This window comes from Curtobacterium sp. SGAir0471, assembly GCF_005490985.1.
In the GTDB taxonomy this organism is placed as follows: Bacteria; Actinomycetota; Actinomycetes; order Actinomycetales; family Microbacteriaceae; genus Curtobacterium.
In genome coordinates, this window is record NZ_CP027869.1 from 3,135,245 (window position 1) to 3,154,695 (window position 19,451).

At 72.8% G+C, this 19,451-nt stretch carries 14 protein-coding genes; 4 read left to right on the forward strand and 10 right to left on the reverse strand.

Going from position 1 to position 19,451, the window contains the following annotated elements; genetic code table 11:
- Positions 1–37: 37 nt before the first annotated feature.
- The 3 genes from ygfZ to C1N91_RS14575 form a co-directional block, all read right to left on the reverse strand.
- Positions 38–1,105, reverse strand: coding sequence for a CAF17-like 4Fe-4S cluster assembly/insertion protein YgfZ (gene ygfZ / locus C1N91_RS14565; protein ID WP_137768302.1), 1,068 nt, complete (start codon positions 1,103–1,105; stop codon positions 38–40).
- On the reverse strand, positions 1,105–1,707 hold the full coding sequence (locus tag C1N91_RS14570) for an FABP family protein (RefSeq protein WP_137768303.1): 603 nt from the start codon (positions 1,705–1,707) through the stop codon (positions 1,105–1,107). The genes ygfZ and C1N91_RS14570 overlap by 1 nt, the downstream gene beginning before the upstream one ends.
- Before the next feature lie 167 nt (positions 1,708–1,874).
- Positions 1,875–2,156 carry a hypothetical protein gene (locus C1N91_RS14575; RefSeq protein WP_137768304.1) on the reverse strand — a complete coding sequence of 94 codons (282 nt, stop codon included), beginning with the start codon at positions 2,154–2,156 and terminating at the stop codon, positions 1,875–1,877.
- Positions 2,157–2,278: 122 nt separating this feature from the next.
- On the opposite strand from C1N91_RS14575, the gene C1N91_RS14580 reads away from it, so the two are divergent.
- Genes C1N91_RS14580 through C1N91_RS14590 form a run of 3 tightly spaced genes read left to right on the forward strand, consistent with a single transcriptional unit; the run spans position 2,279 to position 5,883 of the window.
- Positions 2,279–2,962 carry a winged helix-turn-helix domain-containing protein gene (locus tag C1N91_RS14580; protein ID WP_137768305.1) on the forward strand — a complete coding sequence of 228 codons (684 nt, stop codon included), beginning with the start codon at positions 2,279–2,281 and terminating at the stop codon, positions 2,960–2,962.
- Positions 2,962–3,804, forward strand: coding sequence for a mycothiol synthase (gene mshD, locus C1N91_RS14585; protein WP_137768306.1), 843 nt, complete (start codon positions 2,962–2,964; stop codon positions 3,802–3,804). The genes C1N91_RS14580 and mshD overlap by 1 nt, the downstream gene beginning before the upstream one ends.
- A 48-nt stretch (positions 3,805–3,852) precedes the next feature.
- Positions 3,853–5,883, forward strand: a complete 2,031-nt coding sequence (locus C1N91_RS14590; RefSeq protein ID WP_137768307.1) for a protein kinase domain-containing protein — start codon at positions 3,853–3,855, stop codon at positions 5,881–5,883.
- Between the two features lie 203 nt (positions 5,884–6,086).
- On the opposite strand, the gene C1N91_RS14595 is transcribed toward C1N91_RS14590, so the two are convergent.
- From C1N91_RS14595 to C1N91_RS14605, 3 genes are read right to left on the reverse strand one after another with little or no spacing between them, the layout of a single operon-like run.
- Positions 6,087–10,418 (reverse strand): FtsK/SpoIIIE domain-containing protein, encoded by a 4,332-nt coding sequence (locus C1N91_RS14595; protein WP_137768308.1) that lies wholly within the window; start codon positions 10,416–10,418, stop codon positions 6,087–6,089.
- Positions 10,419–10,473: 55 nt separating this feature from the next.
- A complete protein-coding gene (locus C1N91_RS14600; protein ID WP_137768309.1) occupies positions 10,474–11,967 on the reverse strand; it encodes a hypothetical protein in 1,494 nt (497 codons plus the stop codon).
- Positions 11,964–14,738 carry a hypothetical protein gene (locus C1N91_RS14605; protein ID WP_137768310.1) on the reverse strand — a complete coding sequence of 925 codons (2,775 nt, stop codon included), beginning with the start codon at positions 14,736–14,738 and terminating at the stop codon, positions 11,964–11,966. Before C1N91_RS14605 ends, C1N91_RS14600 begins: the two co-directional genes overlap by 4 nt.
- Before the next feature lie 276 nt (positions 14,739–15,014).
- Here C1N91_RS14605 and C1N91_RS14610 point away from each other — a divergent pair, with 276 nt between their 5' ends.
- A complete protein-coding gene (locus C1N91_RS14610) occupies positions 15,015–15,980 on the forward strand; it encodes a hypothetical protein (protein ID WP_137768311.1) in 966 nt (321 codons plus the stop codon).
- A 121-nt stretch (positions 15,981–16,101) separates the two neighbouring features.
- Here C1N91_RS14610 and C1N91_RS14615 read toward each other — a convergent pair whose 3' ends face one another.
- The 4 genes from C1N91_RS14615 to C1N91_RS14630 all read right to left on the reverse strand — a co-directional run bounded on the left by C1N91_RS14615 (position 16,102) and on the right by C1N91_RS14630 (position 19,223).
- Entirely contained in the window at positions 16,102–17,103 is a 1,002-nt protein-coding gene (locus tag C1N91_RS14615) for a DUF3592 domain-containing protein (protein ID WP_137768312.1), read from the reverse strand.
- Between the two features lie 22 nt (positions 17,104–17,125).
- Complete coding sequence (locus tag C1N91_RS14620) at positions 17,126–17,743, reverse strand: hypothetical protein (protein ID WP_137768313.1); 618 nt, start codon at positions 17,741–17,743, stop codon at positions 17,126–17,128.
- Between the two features lie 629 nt (positions 17,744–18,372).
- Positions 18,373–18,834 carry a hypothetical protein gene (locus tag C1N91_RS14625; protein ID WP_137768314.1) on the reverse strand — a complete coding sequence of 154 codons (462 nt, stop codon included), beginning with the start codon at positions 18,832–18,834 and terminating at the stop codon, positions 18,373–18,375.
- Complete coding sequence (locus C1N91_RS14630; protein WP_137768315.1) at positions 18,831–19,223, reverse strand: hypothetical protein; 393 nt, start codon at positions 19,221–19,223, stop codon at positions 18,831–18,833. The genes C1N91_RS14625 and C1N91_RS14630 overlap by 4 nt, the downstream gene beginning before the upstream one ends.
- Positions 19,224–19,451 lie beyond the last annotated feature (228 nt).

Genomic DNA, 19,451 nt, shown 5'->3' on the forward strand with positions numbered 1-19,451 from the left:
GTGCCGTGTCCGGAACCAGGTTCCGACGTGACGCGGATCAGCTGCGGCGGACGGCTCCGAGTCGGGGCAGGCGCGGGACGTTCGCCGTGGCCCCGGCCTCCGGCGGGACGATGGTCTCCTGCGCGGCGGTCACGACCACGTCGTCGACGGTCAGGGTCAGGGTCGCGGCGGGGTCGAGCGAGCGCTTCACGACCGCGAGCCCGATCGGCCCGAGCTCGTGGTGGAGCGCCGAGGCGGTGAGGCGCCCGACGTCCTTGCCGTCCAGCACGACCGGCGTGCCGGGTGCGGGCAGCACGCCGTCCGACCCGTCCAGGTGGAGCATCACGACGCGGCGGGGCGGGTGCCCGAGGTTGTGCACCTTCGCGACGGTCTCCTGCCCGCGGTAGCAGCCCTTCGACAGGTGCACGGCGGAGCGGAGCCAGTCGAGCTCGTGCGGGATCGTCCGCTCGTCGACGTCGGCGAGGACCGGGCGCCACGCGGCGATGCGCAGGGCCTCGAACGCGAGGAGCCCCGCGACCGGCGCACCGGACCCCGCCAGGGCGACCGCGGCGTCCTGGGTGACCACGTCGATGCGGAGGGTCCAGTCCGAGCCGGGGTGGGCCTCCAGGGCGGCGTAGCCCCACCCACCGGGCGTGACCGACGACCACGGGTCGACCCACTCGACGACCACGTCGTCCGGCGCTGCCGAGCCGTCGAACCGGCCGAGCGTGACGAGGTCGGCCGAGCGGTCCGTGACCTCGACGCGGAGCATGAAGCGCATCGAGTCGAGCCAGGTCGCGAGCGGGGCGGCGTCCGCGGGCTCGGTGAGGAGCCACGTGACCTCGCCGTCGTCGACCACCCGTGCGGCGTGCTCGACGCGGCCGGACTGGTCGAGCACGAGCGTCTCGGTGCTCGTGCCGGGTGCGAGCCCGGTGAGCAGCTGCGAGGTGATCGAGTTGAGCCAGGACAGGCGGTCCGGTCCGCTGACCGTCACGACGCCGAGGCCGAGCTCGACGACCGCGCGACCGGCGGCGAGCGCCCGCTGCTCACCGGTCGGGTTGCCGAAGTGGGCGGCGGGACCGGCCTCGCTCGCGACGAAGCCGTCGCGACCGGCGAAGACCGACATCAGTCGACCTTCGCGAGCTGCCCCGAGGCGTGCGAGGTGAGCTGCTGCCCGAGTGCGGCGATGTCCCAGGCCCAGAAGAGCTTGCCCTCGACCAGGCCGTACAGGCGGGTCGCCGCCGAGTAGTCCTTCGCGTTCGGCGAGCGCATCACGGCGTCGGTGGCCAGGTCGATGCGACCCTTCTTCACGCGGCCGACGTAGAGCTCGTTCACGCCCGTCGGGTGGATGATCGCCGCCTCGACGTCGAAGCCGTCGGTCGTGTTGCGGAGCGTCTCGACGCTCTCCACCGTGCTGAACGGGACGGGCCCGTCGCCCATGAGCATCGCGGGGCCGCGGTCGCCCGGCTCGTTCGGCCGGTCGATGCGCCAGTACCCCATCTCAGCGGCGAGGGGCGTGCGCTCGTCGTCGAGCAGCCAGGTCGTCGAGGAGTAGTTGAGGTAGGGCAGGCCGTCGTGGCTGAAGCTCACGCGCTGGCCGAACTCGTACTTGCGGGGCTCGTCCTCGTCGCCCACCGGGTACTCGACCACGCCCGTGCCCTCCCAGACACCGACGAGCCAGGACAGCGGCACGAGCTCGGGCGCCAGGCCCTCCGGCAGTTCGATCAACGCTGACCCTTGAACAGCTTCACGACGACGACGACCGAGATGAACGCGATCGCGAGCGACGCCAGGCCGAGGAGGCCCACGTAGAACAGCTCGAGCGCAAGCAGCGAATCCATGCGGCGAGTCTACGCGGGACGCCTGACGGCGCCAGGGGGCGTGCCGCGCGGGCGTCAGCGGGCCAGGAGCACCACGGCCGTGACGAGCACCACCACGAAGGCCCCGGAGGACGCGATGCTGATCCGCTCGACCAGCCCGTCCTTCGTCGCCGTGATGAGCTGCAGCACGAAGCTCACGAGCACGCAGAGCACGAAGACGAGCAGGAGCCAGGCGAACGAGTCCTTCTGCGTGAGGGTCAGCACGAGCACGGCGCCGACGACCGCGAGCACCCAGACCGGCAGCACGGAGGTCAGGCGCAGGCGGCGCTGGTCGAGGGGCGGGACGGGCTCGGTCACGCGCTCCATCATGACAGGGCCGCGCCTGCGCCGTCGGAGCCCCGACCGACCAGCCGGTCGGCGGGCCGCCGCCGGGGCATCACTAGGATGGCTCCACGACGTTCCCTCGTTCTGGAGGTCCTGTGGCCCAGCTCCTGGTACTCACCTCAGCCGCGCCCGGCGACGTCCTGCCGAGTCTCGGTCTCCTGAGCCACCGGATCCGCCACGTGCCCGCCGAGGCCGCCCAGCTCGTCAACGCCCCGCAGAGCGACCTGATGTTCGTCGACGCCCGTCTCGACCTCGTCAGCGCCAAGGCCCTGTGCAAGATCCTCGCGACGAGCGGCTCGACGACGCCGATCATCCTCGTCGTGACCGAGGGCGGGCTCACCGCGGTGAACAGCGAATGGAACGTCGACGACGTCGTGCTCGAGAGCGCCGGCCCCGCCGAGGTCGACGCCCGCATCCGGCTCACCACGGGCCGCGCCGCGAAGAACCCCTCGGGGTCGAAGATCCAGGCCTCCGGTGTCGTCATCGACGAGGCGAGCTACTCGGCGAAGGTGCGTGGTCGGCCGCTCGACCTGACCTTCAAGGAGTTCGAGCTCCTGCGCTTCTTCGCCTCGCACCCGTCGCGCGTGTTCACCCGCGAGCAGCTCCTCAGCGAGGTCTGGGGTTACGACTACTTCGGCGGCACCCGCACGGTGGACGTGCACGTGCGACGCCTCCGCGCGAAGCTCGGCGACCTCGAGTCGCTCATCGGCACGGTCCGCAACGTCGGCTACCGCTTCAACGTGCACGACGACGAGGCCGAGCGCCTCGCGGGACAGTAGTGCTCGCCGTCGTCGAGATGCTCGCCGCCGCCGCCGTCGCGGCGGGCGAGGCGCCGCCGTTCTCCGACCAGACCCTGGTCGACGTCCGTGCCGGCCGTGCGACCGTGGTCGGCGACGAGCGCGGGGTCGCCGTGGTCCGTGACGGCGAGCTGGAACTCGTCGTCGCCCGGGAGGCCCGTGGCCAGGGCGTCGGGTCGGCGCTCGTCGCGCAGGTGACCGGCCCGGGCGCCGGGGGCGCGACGGACGGTGCGGGTGTCCCGCGCCTCGCCTGGGCGCACGGGGACCACCCCGCCGCACATGCCCTCGCCGACCGGTACGGCTGGACGCCGGTGCGCACGCTGCTGCAGCTCCGGGCACCGATCGCGGACGCACCCGACCCGGTCGAACTGCCGGTCGGGTACGGGCTCGACGCCTTCCGCGCCGGCGACCCCGAGGACGAGGACGCCTGGCTGACGCTCAACGCTGCAGCCTTCGCGCACCACCCCGAACAGGGCCGGATGACCCTGGACGACCTCCGCGCCCGCGAGGCCGAGCCGTGGTTCTCCGGCGACGACCTGCTGCTCCTTCGCGACGAGTCGGGCGCGCTCGCGGGGTCGTGCTGGCTCAAGGTCGAGGACGGCACCGGCGAGTTCTACGCGGTCGCGGTCCGGCCCGACCTGCAGGGGCAGGGCCTCGGCGGCGTCCTCATGCGCGCGGGATCGGCCCGTCTCGCCGGCCGTGGGCTGACCGCCGCGGCGCTCTACGTCGAGGGCGACAACGAGCCGGCACTCGCGCTGTACCGCCGCTCGGGGTTCACCCAGCACGCGATCGACGTGCAGTACGCGCGCGGTCCCGGCCGGTAACATGACGCGAGGTCGACGAGGGGTCGGCCAGGGGCACTCGGGGGCAACGTGACGGAGCAGGGTCGGGCGCAGTACGGCCGCGGCGAGCCGCTCGGGGCGTCGTACCGGCTGGTCGACCTGCTCGGCACCGGCGCGACCGGCGAGGTCTGGCGCGCCGAGCACACCGCGACCGGCGAGCACGTCGCGGCGAAGCTGCTGCGCGCCGAGCTCGCCGCAGACCCCACCGTCGTCGAACGCTTCGTGCGCGAACGCACCGTGCTGCTCGGTCTGCAGCACCCGTCGATCGTCCGGGTCCGTGACCTCGTCGTCGAGGGCGACCGGCTCGCGATCGTCATGGACCTGGTCGGCGGGGGCTCCGCGCGGGACCTGCTCGCCGGTGCGGGGACCCTGCCGCCGCGGGACGCCCTGACGATCACCGCCGAGACGCTCGACGCCCTCGCCGCCGCACACGAGCAGGACGTCACACACCGCGACGTCAAGCCCGACAACGTGCTGCTCGCGACACCGTGGACGCCCGGCACGACGGGTGACGTCCGGGTGTCGGACTTCGGCATCGCGTCGGTGATGGCCGACCGGCAGCGCACCACGACCGGGCTGCTCGGCACGCCGCAGTACATGGCGCCCGAGTCGATCAGCCAGGGACGCTCGGGGCCGGCGGCCGACGTGTACGGCGCCGGGGTGATGCTCTACGAGCTGCTCGCCGGACGCACTCCCTTCGCCGGACCCGGGACCGACTTCGCCGTCGCCTACCGACACGTGACCTCCGATCCGCCGCAGCTCGACGTCCCCACGGCGCTCTGGTCGGCGGTGTCGTCGATGCTCGCGAAGGACCCGGCCGCCCGCCCCGCGGCCGCCGATGCCGCGGCCACCCTGCGCCGGCTCGCCCGGCAGCTCGCCGACGCCCCCGCGCTGCGCCCGACGTCGGACCCGGAGTCCTTCGCCGAGGTCGAGCGGCCGGCCACGGTGGTGCGCGGCGTCCGGCCGACGGACGAGACCCCGACTCCGGCACCGACGGCAGGTGCGGACGACGCGGGCCCCGCTCCCGTGCTCGGGCGGGCGGGCTCGCAGACGGTGTTCCGGCCGCTCGCCCGACCGCCGGTCGTGCCCGCCCGCGAACCGGAGGCCCCCGCACGCAGCCGGTGGCAGCGCCCGGACTGGCTGACGAACAGCATGCTCGGCCTCGGCGCCCTCGGCGTGGTGCTCGTCGCGGCGCTCGTCGTCGGCGGCGTCGTCTGGCTCCCCGGCGCCCTGGGCGGGAAGGGCACACCGAGCGCTGCCCGCACCGCACAGGCGGCCAGCGCCTACCAGCAGGACCGCCCGCTGCCGACCGGGCTCTCGACGACCCGCAAGGCGACCGTCGACCCGCAGGCCGGGACCGTCGCGCTGTCGATCACCTACGCCGCGCAGGCCGCGACGCTCCGCGGACCGCTGCTCGAGGTGGTACCCGGTGTCGGTGAACGCTCCGAGTGTCCCGCGGTGACGTGGGACGGGGACGCGGCGGCGGGCGACGACGTCACCGGCGCCCGGAACCAGCCGTCGGTGACCGGCGTCGACGTCCGGTGCGGGTGGACGCTGTCCGACGTGGTGGTCCCGGCGGGCGAGGACGTCACCGTCGAGGCCACCGTGCGGCTGGCCGACGTCCCCGACCAGGCCGGCCTGCAGGAGTGGCTCGACGCCGCCGGGAGCGCGACCACGACCGCCGTGACGGACCAGTCCGTGACCGGGACGTCGTACCCCGTGCAGCGGTTGCAGGGCGTCGAGGTCCGCACCCCCGACCGCACGGTCAGCCAGACCACGCTGCCGGTGACCCTCGTGCCGGTGTGGCCGAGCGGCGCCGACGAGCTGAACCCGCTCTACCGCAGTCCCTCGACCGGTGCCCCGTCGGAGATGCTCACCGACGTGGCCGGCGGAGAGTCCGGGGTGCGCTTCGCCGACGGGTGCTCGGGCGCGCTGGCGGTGTCGTCGGACGGTCTCGTCGTGACCGCACTGTCCGTCGCGCCCTCGTGCACGGTCCGGGCGACGGTGGGCAACTTCACGGACCTCGAGAGCTCGCCCTTCGGCATCACCACCCGCGACTGAGCGGGGCCGGACGCACGGCCCCGCCGGTGCTGTGTCGTCGACGTCCGACCCGGCTCCTCCTCGGTGGAGCAGGAACCGTCGGGTCGGGGCGCGTGAGGTGACGTCTCCTGCTCCACGACGGCGCGCGAGGGCCGGGGACCCGACGGACGGGAGGCGCGCGGCGGCGGTGCGCCGTGCCTCCCGTCCGGTGGTGGTGCGGTCGGTCAGGCGCCGGGTGCGGCGGTCTGGACGAGGCGGACGGTGCCGCCCGACGCGGCGTAGCCGCGGCCGACGGTCAGTGCGACGGGCGCGCGGCGGGGCAACGGGACCCCGAGCAGTTCGCCGTCGTAGTCGACGTCGGGCTGCAGGAGCACGCCGCAGCGGGACTTCCGGACCGCCCGCGTCCAGTGGCTGTAGAGCGAGCGGAGGTCGGCGGACCGGCCGGCGGCGACCACGCAGAGCCCCGGTCGCTCGGACGACAGCAGCGAGGCGATCGCCTGGTCGGCGTCGTCGAAGCGTTCGGCGTCGTCGACGAGCAGCAGGACCGGGCCGCGCTCCAGGCGGAGGCCGGCCAGCAGGGCGGGGACCTCGTCGGCCCCGACGGCGAGGCGGTCGAAGACACCGTCGGCGAGCGGGGACCGGCGGTCGCAGATCGCCCACACGGCGGGACGGACGCCCTCGGCGGACCGCGCCTGGTCGGCCAGGGCGAGGAGCACCGTGGACTTGCCGGAGCGCGCCGGGCCGGCGACGAGCACGTGCTCGCCGTCGTAGACCTCGAGTGCCGCGGTGCCGAGGTCGTCCTCGGCGATCCCGACCGGCAGGCGCCACGGATCGGTGTCGAAGCGCGCCGGCGCACCGAGGTCCTGCACCCGGACCGCATCGGGCAGCCGGCCGACGGCGCTCGTCTTCGGCGCGGCGTCCGGCCACGCGGCGGCGATCTCGGCGACTGCCTCGGCGAGGGGCACCGCGGGCGTCGCGACGTGGCTCTGCAGCTTCGTCGTCGAGTCGACGTACCGCCCCGGCACCGGCGGTGGGACGTCCTTCTGGCGGACGCCGATGGACGCGTAGTCGTACGGGTCGGCCAGGCGGAACATCCACTTCTGGGTCGTGACCTCGTCCATCGCCGACGGCACGGCCTTCGCGCGGGTCGTGGAGACGGCGAACGAGATGCCGAGTGCCGGCCCCTCGGCGTACACGCGGTACAGGGCGTCGAGCAGCTGCTGCCCCTCGAAGTCCTGGTACTCGTCCCGGAGTGCGGCGAGGCCGTCGACCAGCACGACGGCCCGACGTCCGCCGGGGCTCGCGCGCCGACGCTCGAGGTCCGCGCGCAGGTGCCGGAGGAAGCGTGCCTGCAGCTCGCCGGCCCCCGCACCCGAGCCGACGTAGGCCGTGGTGTGCGGCAGCTGCGCGAGCGGCGCCAGGTCGCCGGGCCCCATGTCGAGCACGAGGAGGTCGAGGTCGTCCGGGCTCGTCGTCCGCGCGAGGCGCAGCGCGAGTGCGGACAGGGCGGTGCTCGTGCCACTGCCCGGGATGCCCATCAGGACGAGGTTGCCCTCGTCGAGGTCCCAGCCGCCCGCGACCTGGCGCTGGTGGTCCGGGTCGTCGGCGAGCGCGACGGGCACGAAGCGGCGACTCCCGTCGCCGCTCGGCTCGGGGACGTCCGCGAGGTCGACACGGTCCCCGAGTGCTTCGGGCCAGATCGGACGGGGAGCGGCGTACCCGGCGGCGTCGTTCGCGGCGCGGACCGCCTCGATGAGGACGTCGAGGTCGGTGTCGTCCGACGCGCTCGGAGCGGGCGCCGGTACTGGGGCGGGGACGCCGAAGACGTCGGTCGGGCGGACCGAGACCGGCTGCTCGACGCGTTCGTCACGCGCGCGCCCGGTGACGAGGGCGGTCTGCACCGGGGTGATGTCGTCCTGCCCGAGCTTCACGTAGGCCCGGCCGGTCTGCTGCCGGCCGATGCCGGCGGCTGCGGGGACGCCGATGACGTTGGTCGAGTCCTCGCGGCTCTGCACGCGGAGTGCGACCCGGAGGTTCGTGTTCGCGAGGATGTCCTCGCTCACGACGCCCGCGGGGCGCTGCGTCGCGAGCACCATGTGCACCCCGAGCGTGCGGCCCACCGCGGCGATCGCGACGAGCGAGGTCAGGACGTCGGGGAACTCCTTCGCGAGCATCGCGAACTCGTCGACCACGAAGAGCAGGCGCGGCATCGGCTCGGTCGGCTGGGTCGCCAGGTAGGCGTCGAGGTTGTCGATGTCGGCGCCGGCGGTTGCGAAGACCCGCTGGCGTCGCTCGAGCTCGGCCTCGAGCGCGCGGATCGCCCGGTCGGCGAGCTGCTCGTCGAGGTTGCTGATCGTGCCGATCGTGTGCGGCAGCCTTTCACAGGCGGCGAAGGCGGCGCCGCCCTTGAAGTCGACGAGCAGGAAGTTGAGCCGGGTCGGGTCGTTCCGGGCCGCGAGGCCCGCGACGAACGAGCGGAGGAACTCGCTCTTGCCGGACCCCGTCGTCCCGCCGACCAGGCCGTGGGGGCCGTCGCGCACCAGGTCGATCTCGAGGACGCCGGACTCCGAGGAACCGACGGGCGTCGAGGTCCCGGTGCTGGTCTGCCACAGCGTGCGGATGCCCTCGGCGGTGGTGGTGTCGACCGGAGCGCCGTGGGCTGCGGCGTTCCGGGCGGTGCTGCCGTGGGCCGCGGCGCTCCGGGCGGTGCTGCCGTGGGCTGCGGCGCTCCGGGCGAGCAGCTCGGGCAGGCGGACGAGCGACGGCAGCGATGCGCCGGGGACCGTGAGCTCCGGGTCGTCGAAGTGCGCGACGGCGCGGGCGGCGCGCTCCGCGGTGTCCGCCGTGAGGCCCGCGAGTACGACGTCCTCGACCCGCGTGCGGTCCTCGGGGCGGTAGACCGTCGCGGCCGCATCCGCCCCGACGGTGACGATGGACGTGCAGGCGGCGGGCAGCTGCTGCTCGTTCGTGGCGATGACGATGCCGCTCACCCGCCGTCGCCGCTCCCCCGGGCGCAGCGAGACCCCGGGGACCGTCCGGCCCTGGCCGAGCAGGCTGCGCGCGGGGGCGTCGCGGCCCTCGGTGAGCACGTCGGAGTCCACGACGACGAGCAGGTTCGGCGTGGGGAGCTCGTCGAGCGACTCCTGCAGCCCGCGCAGGACGGCGGCGCTCTGGTCGCGCTGCGCCGACATCCACCGGGCGCCGGTGCTGCTGCCCGCGACGCGCGTGTGCGGCAGCCAGGAGGCCCAGGACCAGTCGTCCTGCCGGCCCGCGTCGCAGAACACCCCGACCGTCAGGTCCGCCGGCCCGCAGTGCACGGTCGCCTGGGCGAGCAGGCTGCGGGCGAGGGCGAGCGCACCGTCGCGGTCACCGACGATGCCGACGACACCGGCGTCCGACAGGTCGGCGACGACCGGCGCCGCCGTGAGACGGCTGTCCGCGATCGCGGCCTTCGCCTCGTCCTCGAGCTTCGCCGACGCCGCGCGCTGGTCGACCTCGGGTCGCCACGGTGCGTCACCGGTCCCGGCGTGCAGGCTGAGGAAGTCCTCGTCCTCCGACCGGCGCTGCCAGAGGTCGGTCGTGGGCAGGAGCGCCCGGCGGACCACGGTGGCCGGGTCGGGCACGAGGTCCTGCCGGCGTGCCGCCTCGACGGCAGCCGCGGCGGCGATCTCGCCGCGGAAGCCCTCGACCGCCTCGGAGAAGCGCGTCTCCTCCTCCTTGAGGTTCTTCGCCCGGCGGTGCTTCTGCTCGAACCACATGCCGATCGCGGTCACGGGGCTGAGCAGCGCGAACAGGGCGAAGCGGGCGTCGCCGAGCAGGAGCACCATCGCCCCGGCGAGCACGAGCGGAGCTGCGACCGTGATCCAGCTGAACTTCGACGCCGGGGCGACGTCCTTGCGCGTCGGCGGGGACACCGGCTCGGTGTCGGTGATCCGACCCGGCCGGGGCGGGCGGTTGAAGGGGGCGGTGGCCGCCGGGGTGAGGTTCGGGAGCGTCCCCGCAGCCGGGACCGTCGTCTCCGGGAGCTCGGGACGGAGCAGCAGGACCGCGCCCCCGACGATGACGCTCGTGGTGCCGGTGAGCAGGACGCCCTCGCCGTCGATGCGCTCACCCGCGATCACAGTGCCGTTCGTCGACCCGGAGTCGCGCACGCGGACCCCGTCGTCCTCGCGTTCGACGGTGCAGTGCTCCCAGGACGCGCTCTCGGTGGGGAGCACCACGTCGGCCTGCGGAGCACGCCCGACGACGAGCCGACGGCTGCGCGGCACCGGCACGACGAGCCCTGCATCGAGGCCGCCCGCGAGGGTCACGCTCCAGCCGTCGACCGTGCGCGGCGGTTCCTCGGTGGTACGGGCCACCCGGGACCCCTCGAGGAGCACCAGGTCGCGCAACGGGGTGTCCGAGCTCGTGCGGTGCCCGTCGACCGCCAGGGGCGTCCCCGGGTCGAGCGGGGTGCCGATCGATGCCGTGACGAGGTCCCCCAGCGTGGAGGACTCCGCCCACCCGTCGGCCTCGATCGTCTCGCGGCGGTCGTCGAGCTCGATCAGCAGGCGCATGGGCGGTCCTCCCTGGGCGTGGTGCGGCGGTGCGGGTGGTGCGGGTGGGACTCGGTCAGTCGGACGAGTCGGCGAACCAGACGAGCGCGGGCGTGGGCCCGCCGTCCTCGGTCGCGCCGGCATCCTCGGTCGCGCTGGCGGGCCGGAGCCCGAGGTCCTGCGCGGAGGCGGCCAACACACCGGCGCGGTCGCCGAGGGCCTGTCGCGAGCCGAAGTCGAGTGCGGGGCCCGCGAGTCCGTCGCCGGCGTCCAGGTCGAGCGCGGCCAGCGCGTCCGACACCTCGGCAGCGTCAGCGCTCCGGGCCGACCCGACGGCCGCCACCAGCGCCACGACCGCGTCGTGGCTGCGGGCGTCCGCCACCGACGCGACCGAGGCGAAGGACCGGTCGCCGGTCAGGTTCTTCGCGTCCGCGTCGTCGGCCAAGACCCGCACACCGCCGAGGAACGCCGACATGGCGCGGCCCTCGGCGTCCGAGGACAGGGCGCGGGCGTCGTCGGTCTCGACACCGACGGTGCGGAACGTGCCGCTGAGGCTGCCGCCGGCCTGGGCGAGGGCCGCTGCGAAGGCGGGGCTGGTGGCCTCGGGGGTCAGGACGACGGGCGCGGTGACGTTCGCCTCCTGGAGGGCGGCGACGAGGGCACCCTGTCGACCGGCCGGGCCGCTGACGACCACGGCGTCGGAGTCCGGCGCCGCCTGCTCGGAGCTGTCCCGCATGGCGCTCTCCTGCGCGGCGCCGGTCGTGGTTCCGGCCTGGGCGTCGGTCGTCGTGGCGTCGGTCGTCGGGGCGTCGGTTGAGCCCGCGGCCGCGCCGGTGCGCTGCGCGATGGTCGTCGCCAGTGCGCCGAGGTCGGGCGTGCTCGTCGCGTCGAGGACGTGGGCGAACCGCACACCGGACGGCGCGCCGCCGCCCAGGTCGACGAGCAGCGGTGCGGCGGCGTCGCCGAGCGCGTCCTGCAGCGCCGCGGCGACGGACTCCGTCGACGGCGCGGTCGACCAGGCGTCGTCGGCACCGGCCGCGTAGGGTGCGACCACCGGAATACCGGCATCCGCCGCTGCGGCGAAGGCACCGCGGACGTGGTCGCCGGACGACGCCACGACGATGCCCGAGACACCGTCGGCCGCGAGGGCCTCGACGGCCTTCCGGGCGCCGTCGGTCGACCCGCCGTCGTTCTTCGTCACGAGCTGCACGTCGGTACCGCCGAGCTCCAGGCGACGCTGCGCGACCAGTGCGCCCTGTGCGGCGTCGTCCCACTGCGCGCCCTCGCCGTCGCCGAGCGTGACCACGACGCCGATCTTCGTGCCGTCAGGGACGTGGGCGACGCTGATCGGCACCGGAGCCGTCGCGGAGACCGCCTCGGCCGGGGTCGAGGCCGAGACGCGCACCGCGAGCACCGCGGTGACGACGGCGGCGACGACGAGGACGGCGATCGCGACGACGACCGCGGTGCGGCGACGCTTCCGGGTCAGGGCAGCGTCCGTCGTGGTCGGGTCGTCGGTGCCCTGCTCGTCAGCGGTGGACCCGGTCGGCTGGTCCTGCACGTGGCTCATCGCTCGGCTCCGATCCGGAAGGCGTAGAGCGTCGTCGACGTGGCGCTGGACGGCACGTCGAGACGGAAGGCGGGGAGCTTCGCAGCCCGGTCGAGCGAGGCGCGGAACTGCTCCTGCTGCAGGAGGATGCCGGCGACGTCCTCGGCCCGGACGTTGGCGTAGCCGGAGGCGTTCTGCGACGCGAGGGCGAGCTGGTAGTCGGCGGAGTCGGACTTCGCCGCGCTCGTGGCCATCGCGCCGAGGATGCCGGAGCCGTTGACCTTGCGGTCACCGAGGTCGAGCATCACGCGGTTGAGGTCGCCGGTCAGGAGCGTGCTCGCGCCCTCGACGTCGCGGACCGAGGCGCTGGTGCTTGCGTCGATGCGCTGCAAGCTCGCCGCGGTCTGCTCGTCCACCGCCGAGGCGAGGCTGCTGCCCTGCTGCTGGAGCGCACCCTTCTGCTCGTCGATGGTGCCCTTCGAGTCGCTCGTCACCTCGCCCGAGGTGGTGCGGAGGCCGGCGATCGACTTGTCGAACGCGTCGACGACGGCCTTCCGACTGGTGCCGGCGGTGTCGCTGACCTTGCGGACCTGGTCGTCGATGAGGGCCTGGACCTGCTTGCCCGAGTCGTCCGATGCCTGCTGGAAGGCCTCGCGAACCGCGTCCTGCAGCGTCGTCTGCTGGTCGCGCACCTGCTGCAGCTGGCCGGCGACGACCGCGCTGGACTTCGAGGCTTCCCCGAGGATGCCCTGCAGCTGCTGCACCGATCCCTGGACCGAGCCGCCGTCCCGCTGCACCGCGGTGCGCACGTCCTGGACGCCCTGTCGCAGCGCGGCCACGGCGGTGGCGAGCAGGTTCACGGCAGCGCCGACACCGGTCGTCGCCTGCGGGTCGGTCTCGGCGATGAGCGCGTCCCACGCGGTGGCCTGCGCGTCGAGGCGCTGGTCCATCGGGGTGCTGAAGCCGAGTCCGGGGCGGAGGGTCGTCCCCTCCGGCTGGTCGGTCCCGGGGCACGGCGACGCCGTGAGGTACCCGCGGAGCGCGTCCACCTCGTCCTGGTCGAGTTCGGGATCGCTGAGCAGACCCGGCTGCGCGAGCTGGCACAGGCGGTCGGCGAGCGCTCGGTTCTGCGCCTGCATCGAGCCGTCGAAGCGGGAGTCCAGGGCGCCGAGCTGGCCGCGCGCAGCCTGGGCACGGCCCCGGACGTTCGCGACGGCCTCCTGCACCGGGCGCACCGACTGCTCGCTGGTCGTGACCAGGGCGTCCAGCGCGGTCAGTGCCTGCTCGACGGAGCCGTCCTGGTCGCTGCCGAGTGCGTCGAGCTTGCCGGCGATCTCCTGCAGTTGCGCGTTCAGTGCGTCGGACTGCTCGATCGCGGTGTCCGCGAGGTCGGGGTTCAGCCCGTCGGCGAGCTGCTGCCCCTTGCTGACCAGGCCGATCAGCGAGGTGTTGACCGCAGCCGACGACTCCCAGAGCGCGCAGGTCAACGAACCACGGGCCTCCTGGGCGGCGCATGCCTCGGCGGACGGCGAAGCCGGTCCGACGGACGACGCGAGCTGGGCGCTGACCTCTTGCTTGCACGCCTCGCTCACCTCGGCGTAGCCCTCGAGCTGCGCGGACACGCGCAGCAGGTTCCCGTAGACGCTGGAGCCCGCTGCGCCGGTCTGCGGCACGGCCTTGCACCCGTTGTCCTTCAGGACCGGCGCCGGGGCCGTCGCCGAAGTGTCACCGAGCAGCGCGTCGAGGCTGCCAGTCGTCTGCTGCAGCTGCTGCAGCACCGTCGACTGGGTGGCCTGCACGGTCGAGCCGAGGTCGCCGTTGAGCGAACCGAGCTCGCCCGACAGCGACTGCATCGTGCTCGCGAGCGACGCACTGCTCTCCTGCAGCCGCTCCGCCGTCCTCACCCCGAGGGTCTCGGACGTCGACTCGAGGTTCGTGCGGACCTCGGTGATGGTGCCGCCGGCCCGGGCGAGCACCTCGTTCACCTGCGCGATGAGGTCGATCGTCCGGCGCTGGAGGGCGAGCTCGGAGTCCGTGTCGGAGCCGAACGCGCCGTTCATCACGCCGCTGGTCGACAGGTCGGTCGTCAGACCGGGCTGTGCGGCGACGTCGATCGCGGGCGTGGAGAAGTCACGGACGTCTGCGACGAGGTGCAGCGTGCTGCTCGCACCGGAGGTCGGCGGTGCGAGCAGCCGTCCCCACTGGACGACGGCGTCCCCGGAGGCGTTGGTGCTCACGACGCCGTCCGTGGCAGCGCCGCCATCGACCGACTGGGTGACGATGCGGTCCGGCGCGACGCCGTCGAGCACGGTCGATGCGGCGATGCTGAAGGGTGCGCCGACCAGCGCCGGGGTCGAGCGGGACGCCCCGGCGACGTCGTAGGTCAGGTTCTCGGACCGGACCGTGAGGTTCTCGACCGTCACGTCGATCTCGACGCGCCCCGAGTACCCGTCGAGGTCGGCGAGGTCGGTACCGGACCGCTTGTCCGTCGTGTACTGGGTGGTGATCCGGAGCGGCAGGTCCCCGGCCGCGTCCTTGACGTCGTGGTCGACGGTCTTCGAGGACGAGCGCTTCCCGGCGACGGAGATCGTCGTGTCCGAGATCGCGTTCACCGCACCGTTCGTGGTCAGCGTCGTGTCCACGGTCTGCAGCACACGCGACGGATCCGTCACCTGGTCCTGGTCGGCGGTACACCCGGAGAGCACCAGCGCGAGTGCGCCCGTGACGGCCACCACTCCGGCGATGCGGCTCCCCGACCGAGTCCCGGTACCCCCGGCGCGCGTCAACATCACGATCGTCCCCCTCAAGAATCGACTGCGTGCTCGATCCTAACCGCTGAAATACCGTGAGGTTCCGTCCTCCACAGGAGGAGATCACCCCCGTTCGAGCCACAACGAAGCGACATACGAACTTGCGGTCGCTGCTGGAATTGATACTCTGCACAACGCACCCTGGGGGGATCGCCGAACACCATGCGGTGGTCGGGGATGCATGATCGAGTGGTCGACCGTTCCGAACGGGGCGGTCGACCACTCGGTCGACGGGCCGCAGCACGAGGGGGACGACACATGTGGATCACCATCACGTCCGTGGGCATCGCGATGGCCGCGGCGTTCGTCATCACGACATCCGTGACGGCGGCGACCAAGCGCAGCGACCGCCGCCGGCGCGAGCGTGGTGAGCCACTGCCGAACGAGGGCGGTGCGCTCGTCACCGTGCGCCTACGGACGTTCCAGTGGGTCCTCATCCGGGTGGTCGCGATCGTCTTCGTCGTGGTCGGAGCGCTGCTCTCGCTGGGCGCCGCCACGACGGCCTCGACCGGCGCCGATCCAAGCCTGGTGATCGGGGCGGTCGTCGTCCTGCTGGCCGGCATCGGGGGCATCGTGCTGTCCCGCTCGATGCGCCGGACACGGCTGCTCGCGATGGAGGACCACCTGCTGGTCCGTCAGGGCCTCCACCAGGAGCGCCGCGTCGACCTCGGCGAGATCGCGGCGGTGCTGCCGACCGCGAACCAGTACGGCGGCCTGCAGGCACGTGACGTGACCGGCAAGCGACTCTTCTCCGTGATGGGCCTGGCCCGCGGCTACACGGAGCTCGAGGCGTACCTGCAGGAGCGCGTCGTCCGCCCACTCGCGACGGCCCCCGCAGCGCTCGGACCGGACGGTGTCTCGATCCTGCCCTGGCGCGGTGTCGCGTGCAGCGCCGACTGGACCACGGTCCCGCTCGGCCGCGGCGGTCGCGTGCGTCCGGTGATCCGCCTGTTCGTCGGCGGCGACGTCGTCGTGCTGCACCCCGCCGAGGTCCGTGCCCTCATCGACGGCCGGACGGGGGTCGTCGAGTCCAATTCGCAGCCCCTCGCGTTCCTGGCGAGTCCGGCACTCGTCGACCCGTCATCGCTCGGCGGTCGGCAGTTGGCCGGTCTGCCGCCGGAGAGCCTCGCGCTCCTGTACGACGCGCAGGACGCACCAGCAGTCGTGCTCCGCGACGGCGACGCCGTCACGTTCCGCGCGTGGGTGAGCGGTCTCCCGCGCTGACCGTCAGCGGCTGATCCCATGATCCGGCCTGGAGGCGCGGTGCCGGTCCGACGGGCGACTCACCCTGTCGGGTCGGTCGCCTCGCTCTGTCGCGTGCTGCTCCGGTGACGGTCGCGCGCCTTCACCCGGTCGGGGTGCTCGGTGGGGACGATCCAGCGCGGTGCGCTGACGCGACACCGGCGGCCAGACGGCGAGCGCGCCGTCGAGCGGCGAGCACCTGTCGTCTGGCCTTCGCCCACCGCCGGGTGTGCCTGGTTCGGATCTTGCGTGTGACGCTCTCGACCGTCTGCACCGTGAGCAGCGGCGCCCCGGCGGCCAGGAGCGGCAGTGCGGTGAACGCGGCGCCGCGGCCGCGGTCGACCCGTCCGATGAACATCTCACGGAGTTCCGCAGACCGGATGCCCGCCGTCGTCGGGTCGTCCGGGTCCACCATGATCGTCAGGCGCTGCCCGACGCGGTAGTAGTCCGGTTCGTTCGTCACCGTGTAGACGTCGAGCGCCGTCTCGTACTCGACCCCCTCGAACGTTTGCCGCGTGACGGGCGTGTACTCGGTCCGGCCGCGCCCCTTGTAACCGGTGAAGTGCACGCGCTCGACGTGCACGACCTCACCGAAGACGACCGCCCCGGTTCGGCGGAGCGCATCGTCGTAGCGCAGTGCGTCCGCGCCCTCGCCGTGCAGGAGCGCGCCCAGCGCGGCCACGCAGAACGCACCGAAGCAAAGCATGAACGGTCCGGCCTCACGCAGCCACTCCCCGCCCGCTGAGCGCAGCCCGCGGCCCGCTGTCTCCTTGCGCCGCCGCGCCCCGACGTCCGGGAAGACCACCCGCGCGAGGAGCGCGCCCGCGAGCACAGCGGGCAGCCACCCGTACTGCAGCGGCCCCCAGTCCGACGCGTGGTCGACGAGGACGACGAGGACGACGAAACTCCCGAGGAACATCACCGTCGGTACGAGGCAGCCCGCTGCGCCGACGCGCACGAGCGCTGCGCCGTAGCCGAGTCCGAGGACGGTGACGACGGCGAACGCCCAGCCATGGACGCGGAAGTGCCCGAGCTCGATCAGCCCACTGCTGGTCAGTGCAACCGCCGCGAGGAGCGTGTGGAAGACCCGACGTGCAGGAGTCACCCCTCCTCAGCCCCCGCCGCGGTCAGCAGTCGGCGCTGGTGACCGCGAAGTCGATCGTGCGGTCGGTGCCCTCGAAGACGTACGAGTAGCGCATCACGATCGCCTTCGACAGCAGGTCACGCGAATCCTTCTTCTGGCAGACGTTCGAAACGACCGACGACTTGAGGTCCGCCGCGGTCAGGCTCGCCGGATCGACCGAGGAGTCGATCGTGTAGGCGTACTCGAGCTGCGCGCCGTCAGCCGTCACACCGTCCCAGCGGGTCACCTCGTCGAGCTCGAGCGGGAAGGTGTAGTTCTCGTTGACCTGCTTCGCCGCCTCGGTCGCGAGGGCCGACGGGGAGGGCTCCGCGGTGGCGTTGAAGAACGCGCGGACGCCGAGGGACGCGCCGACCGCGGCGAGGACGGACACGACCGGAATGAGGATCCGGAGCGCGACGCTCTTGCCCTTCTTCTCCGGGGTCGGCGGCTGCCAGGCGGGGACACCGGAGCCGGTACCGGCGTAGGGCTGCTGCTGGTACCCGGGCGTCTGCTGGTTCGGCTGCCCGAAGCCGGATGGCTGCTGGTTCGGCTGCTGGGAGCCGGGTGCCTGCTGCGCGTTCGGCTGCCAGTCGCCGGGCTGCCCGTTGTTCGGCGTCGTCATGATGGTCCTTCGCGGTCAGCACTCACGCGCCGGACGTCCCCGAAGTTCCGTGCTCCTGCCGCCCCGCGGCCGGTCGTACACGCCCCCTCGAGCGCCGGCGCCCCCTGTGCGCGGTACTCGATGTCAGGCGCCGGCAGGGCCAGCACCTGCATCCAACGTATCAGGTGGGGATGGCTCCGATCCGGCTCCCGCCCCCGACACGGTCAACCGCGGCAGCATCGCCGCATCGGGTCGCTTCGCGTACGAAGACGGCCTGTCGCACGCGGTGGAGCAGATCCCTCAGCTCGTAGGAACCGCGACCGACCGTGAAGCACCACCTTCCACCAGCGTCGAGACGTCGGGTCGTCTGCTCGATGTTGGCGCCCGTCACGCCCCAGCGGAGCGCGAGCGGCCCGCAGTCCTCCGTCTTGACGGCGACCCCCAGCGCCGAGGCTTCGACGACTCGCGACGAGTGCGAGGAGTCCGTGCTCGACTCCGCCGACGAGGCAGAGCAGACGATCTGCATCTGATGCCCAGCGTCGTAGCTTTCTGCGTGATCGGTCTGACGTAGAGGAAGAGGACCGGCACGACGGCGAAGACCACGAGCAGCAGCGCGGCGAAGACTCGTCCGCGCAGCACTTACCGTTCCGTCATCGCTGATCTTCCTCGGACACCGGTTCAGCCTCCGACACGATCACCGGTGTCCTGAAGAAGTGCAGCACCGAACGCCACCGGTAGGAAGCAGCGCCCACCATGAACCGGTGATCGGCGCCTCGTTCGAAGCTTGCAGCCAGACGCTCCTTGTTGGCCTCGTCGACACCGCGGCGCAGCACGAGTGGTCCGCAGTCCTCCGTAGAGATCTCGACCTGATCGAACGTGGTCCCGATTCCCCGTCCTGACGTTGATCCGCCCGTAGCGGGAGACGCCGATTCGACAACGCAGGTCACCTGGACGGGGTGCGCCCGGTCGTACTGCCGGAACACTTCCCCTGCTACCAGGAGTCCAGCGACTCCGAGGAAGATCACCCCGAGCATCCCGAAGACGAATCGGTTGCCTCGCTTCGCCCCGACAACGCGGCCCACCCGCGCCTTCCTGGCTCGCTCGCGGCTCATCCTCGCTCCCATCCCCGAACTTCTGGCACCGCCCCGAGCACGGACAACGGTGCACGCAGAGCCAGCGAGGCCTCACCCAAGGTGATCCGGTACGTCTTGCCTCGCTCGAAGGTCGATGCGACCGCGTCGCTGTTCTCACTCGTGATGCCGTCCCGGATCACGAGATGCCCACAGTTGGACGTGTGGAGGTCGACCTGATCGGTGTACGAACCCACACCGCGGCCGGAGTGCGTGGACACTGCGGAGGCTTTCGCGTTGGAGATCACGCAATCGAGGGTGACCGGGTGATCCTCGTCGTATGCCGCGATCCATTGCCGTCCGAAGAAGAAGAAGGCGACTACCGCGAGCAGAACCAGAACTGCCATCGTGAAAACGAGCCGCCCCCTCACGACCGAACTCCTGCTCGGCGACAGGTGCCAACGGTTCAGCCTGCTGTGCGACACGCTGCCACCTCGCTCACCATTCAACTCTCCCGGTGAAGGGCGACTTGGCCCTCATTCCGACTCAACGCCACCTTTGATTCTTCTCGCAGTCCTCCACCTCATTGCCCATTCAAATCTCCCGGGTGCATCATTCCGCCGCGGCGACTTCTTGAACATTCCGATGCCAGGTCGAGT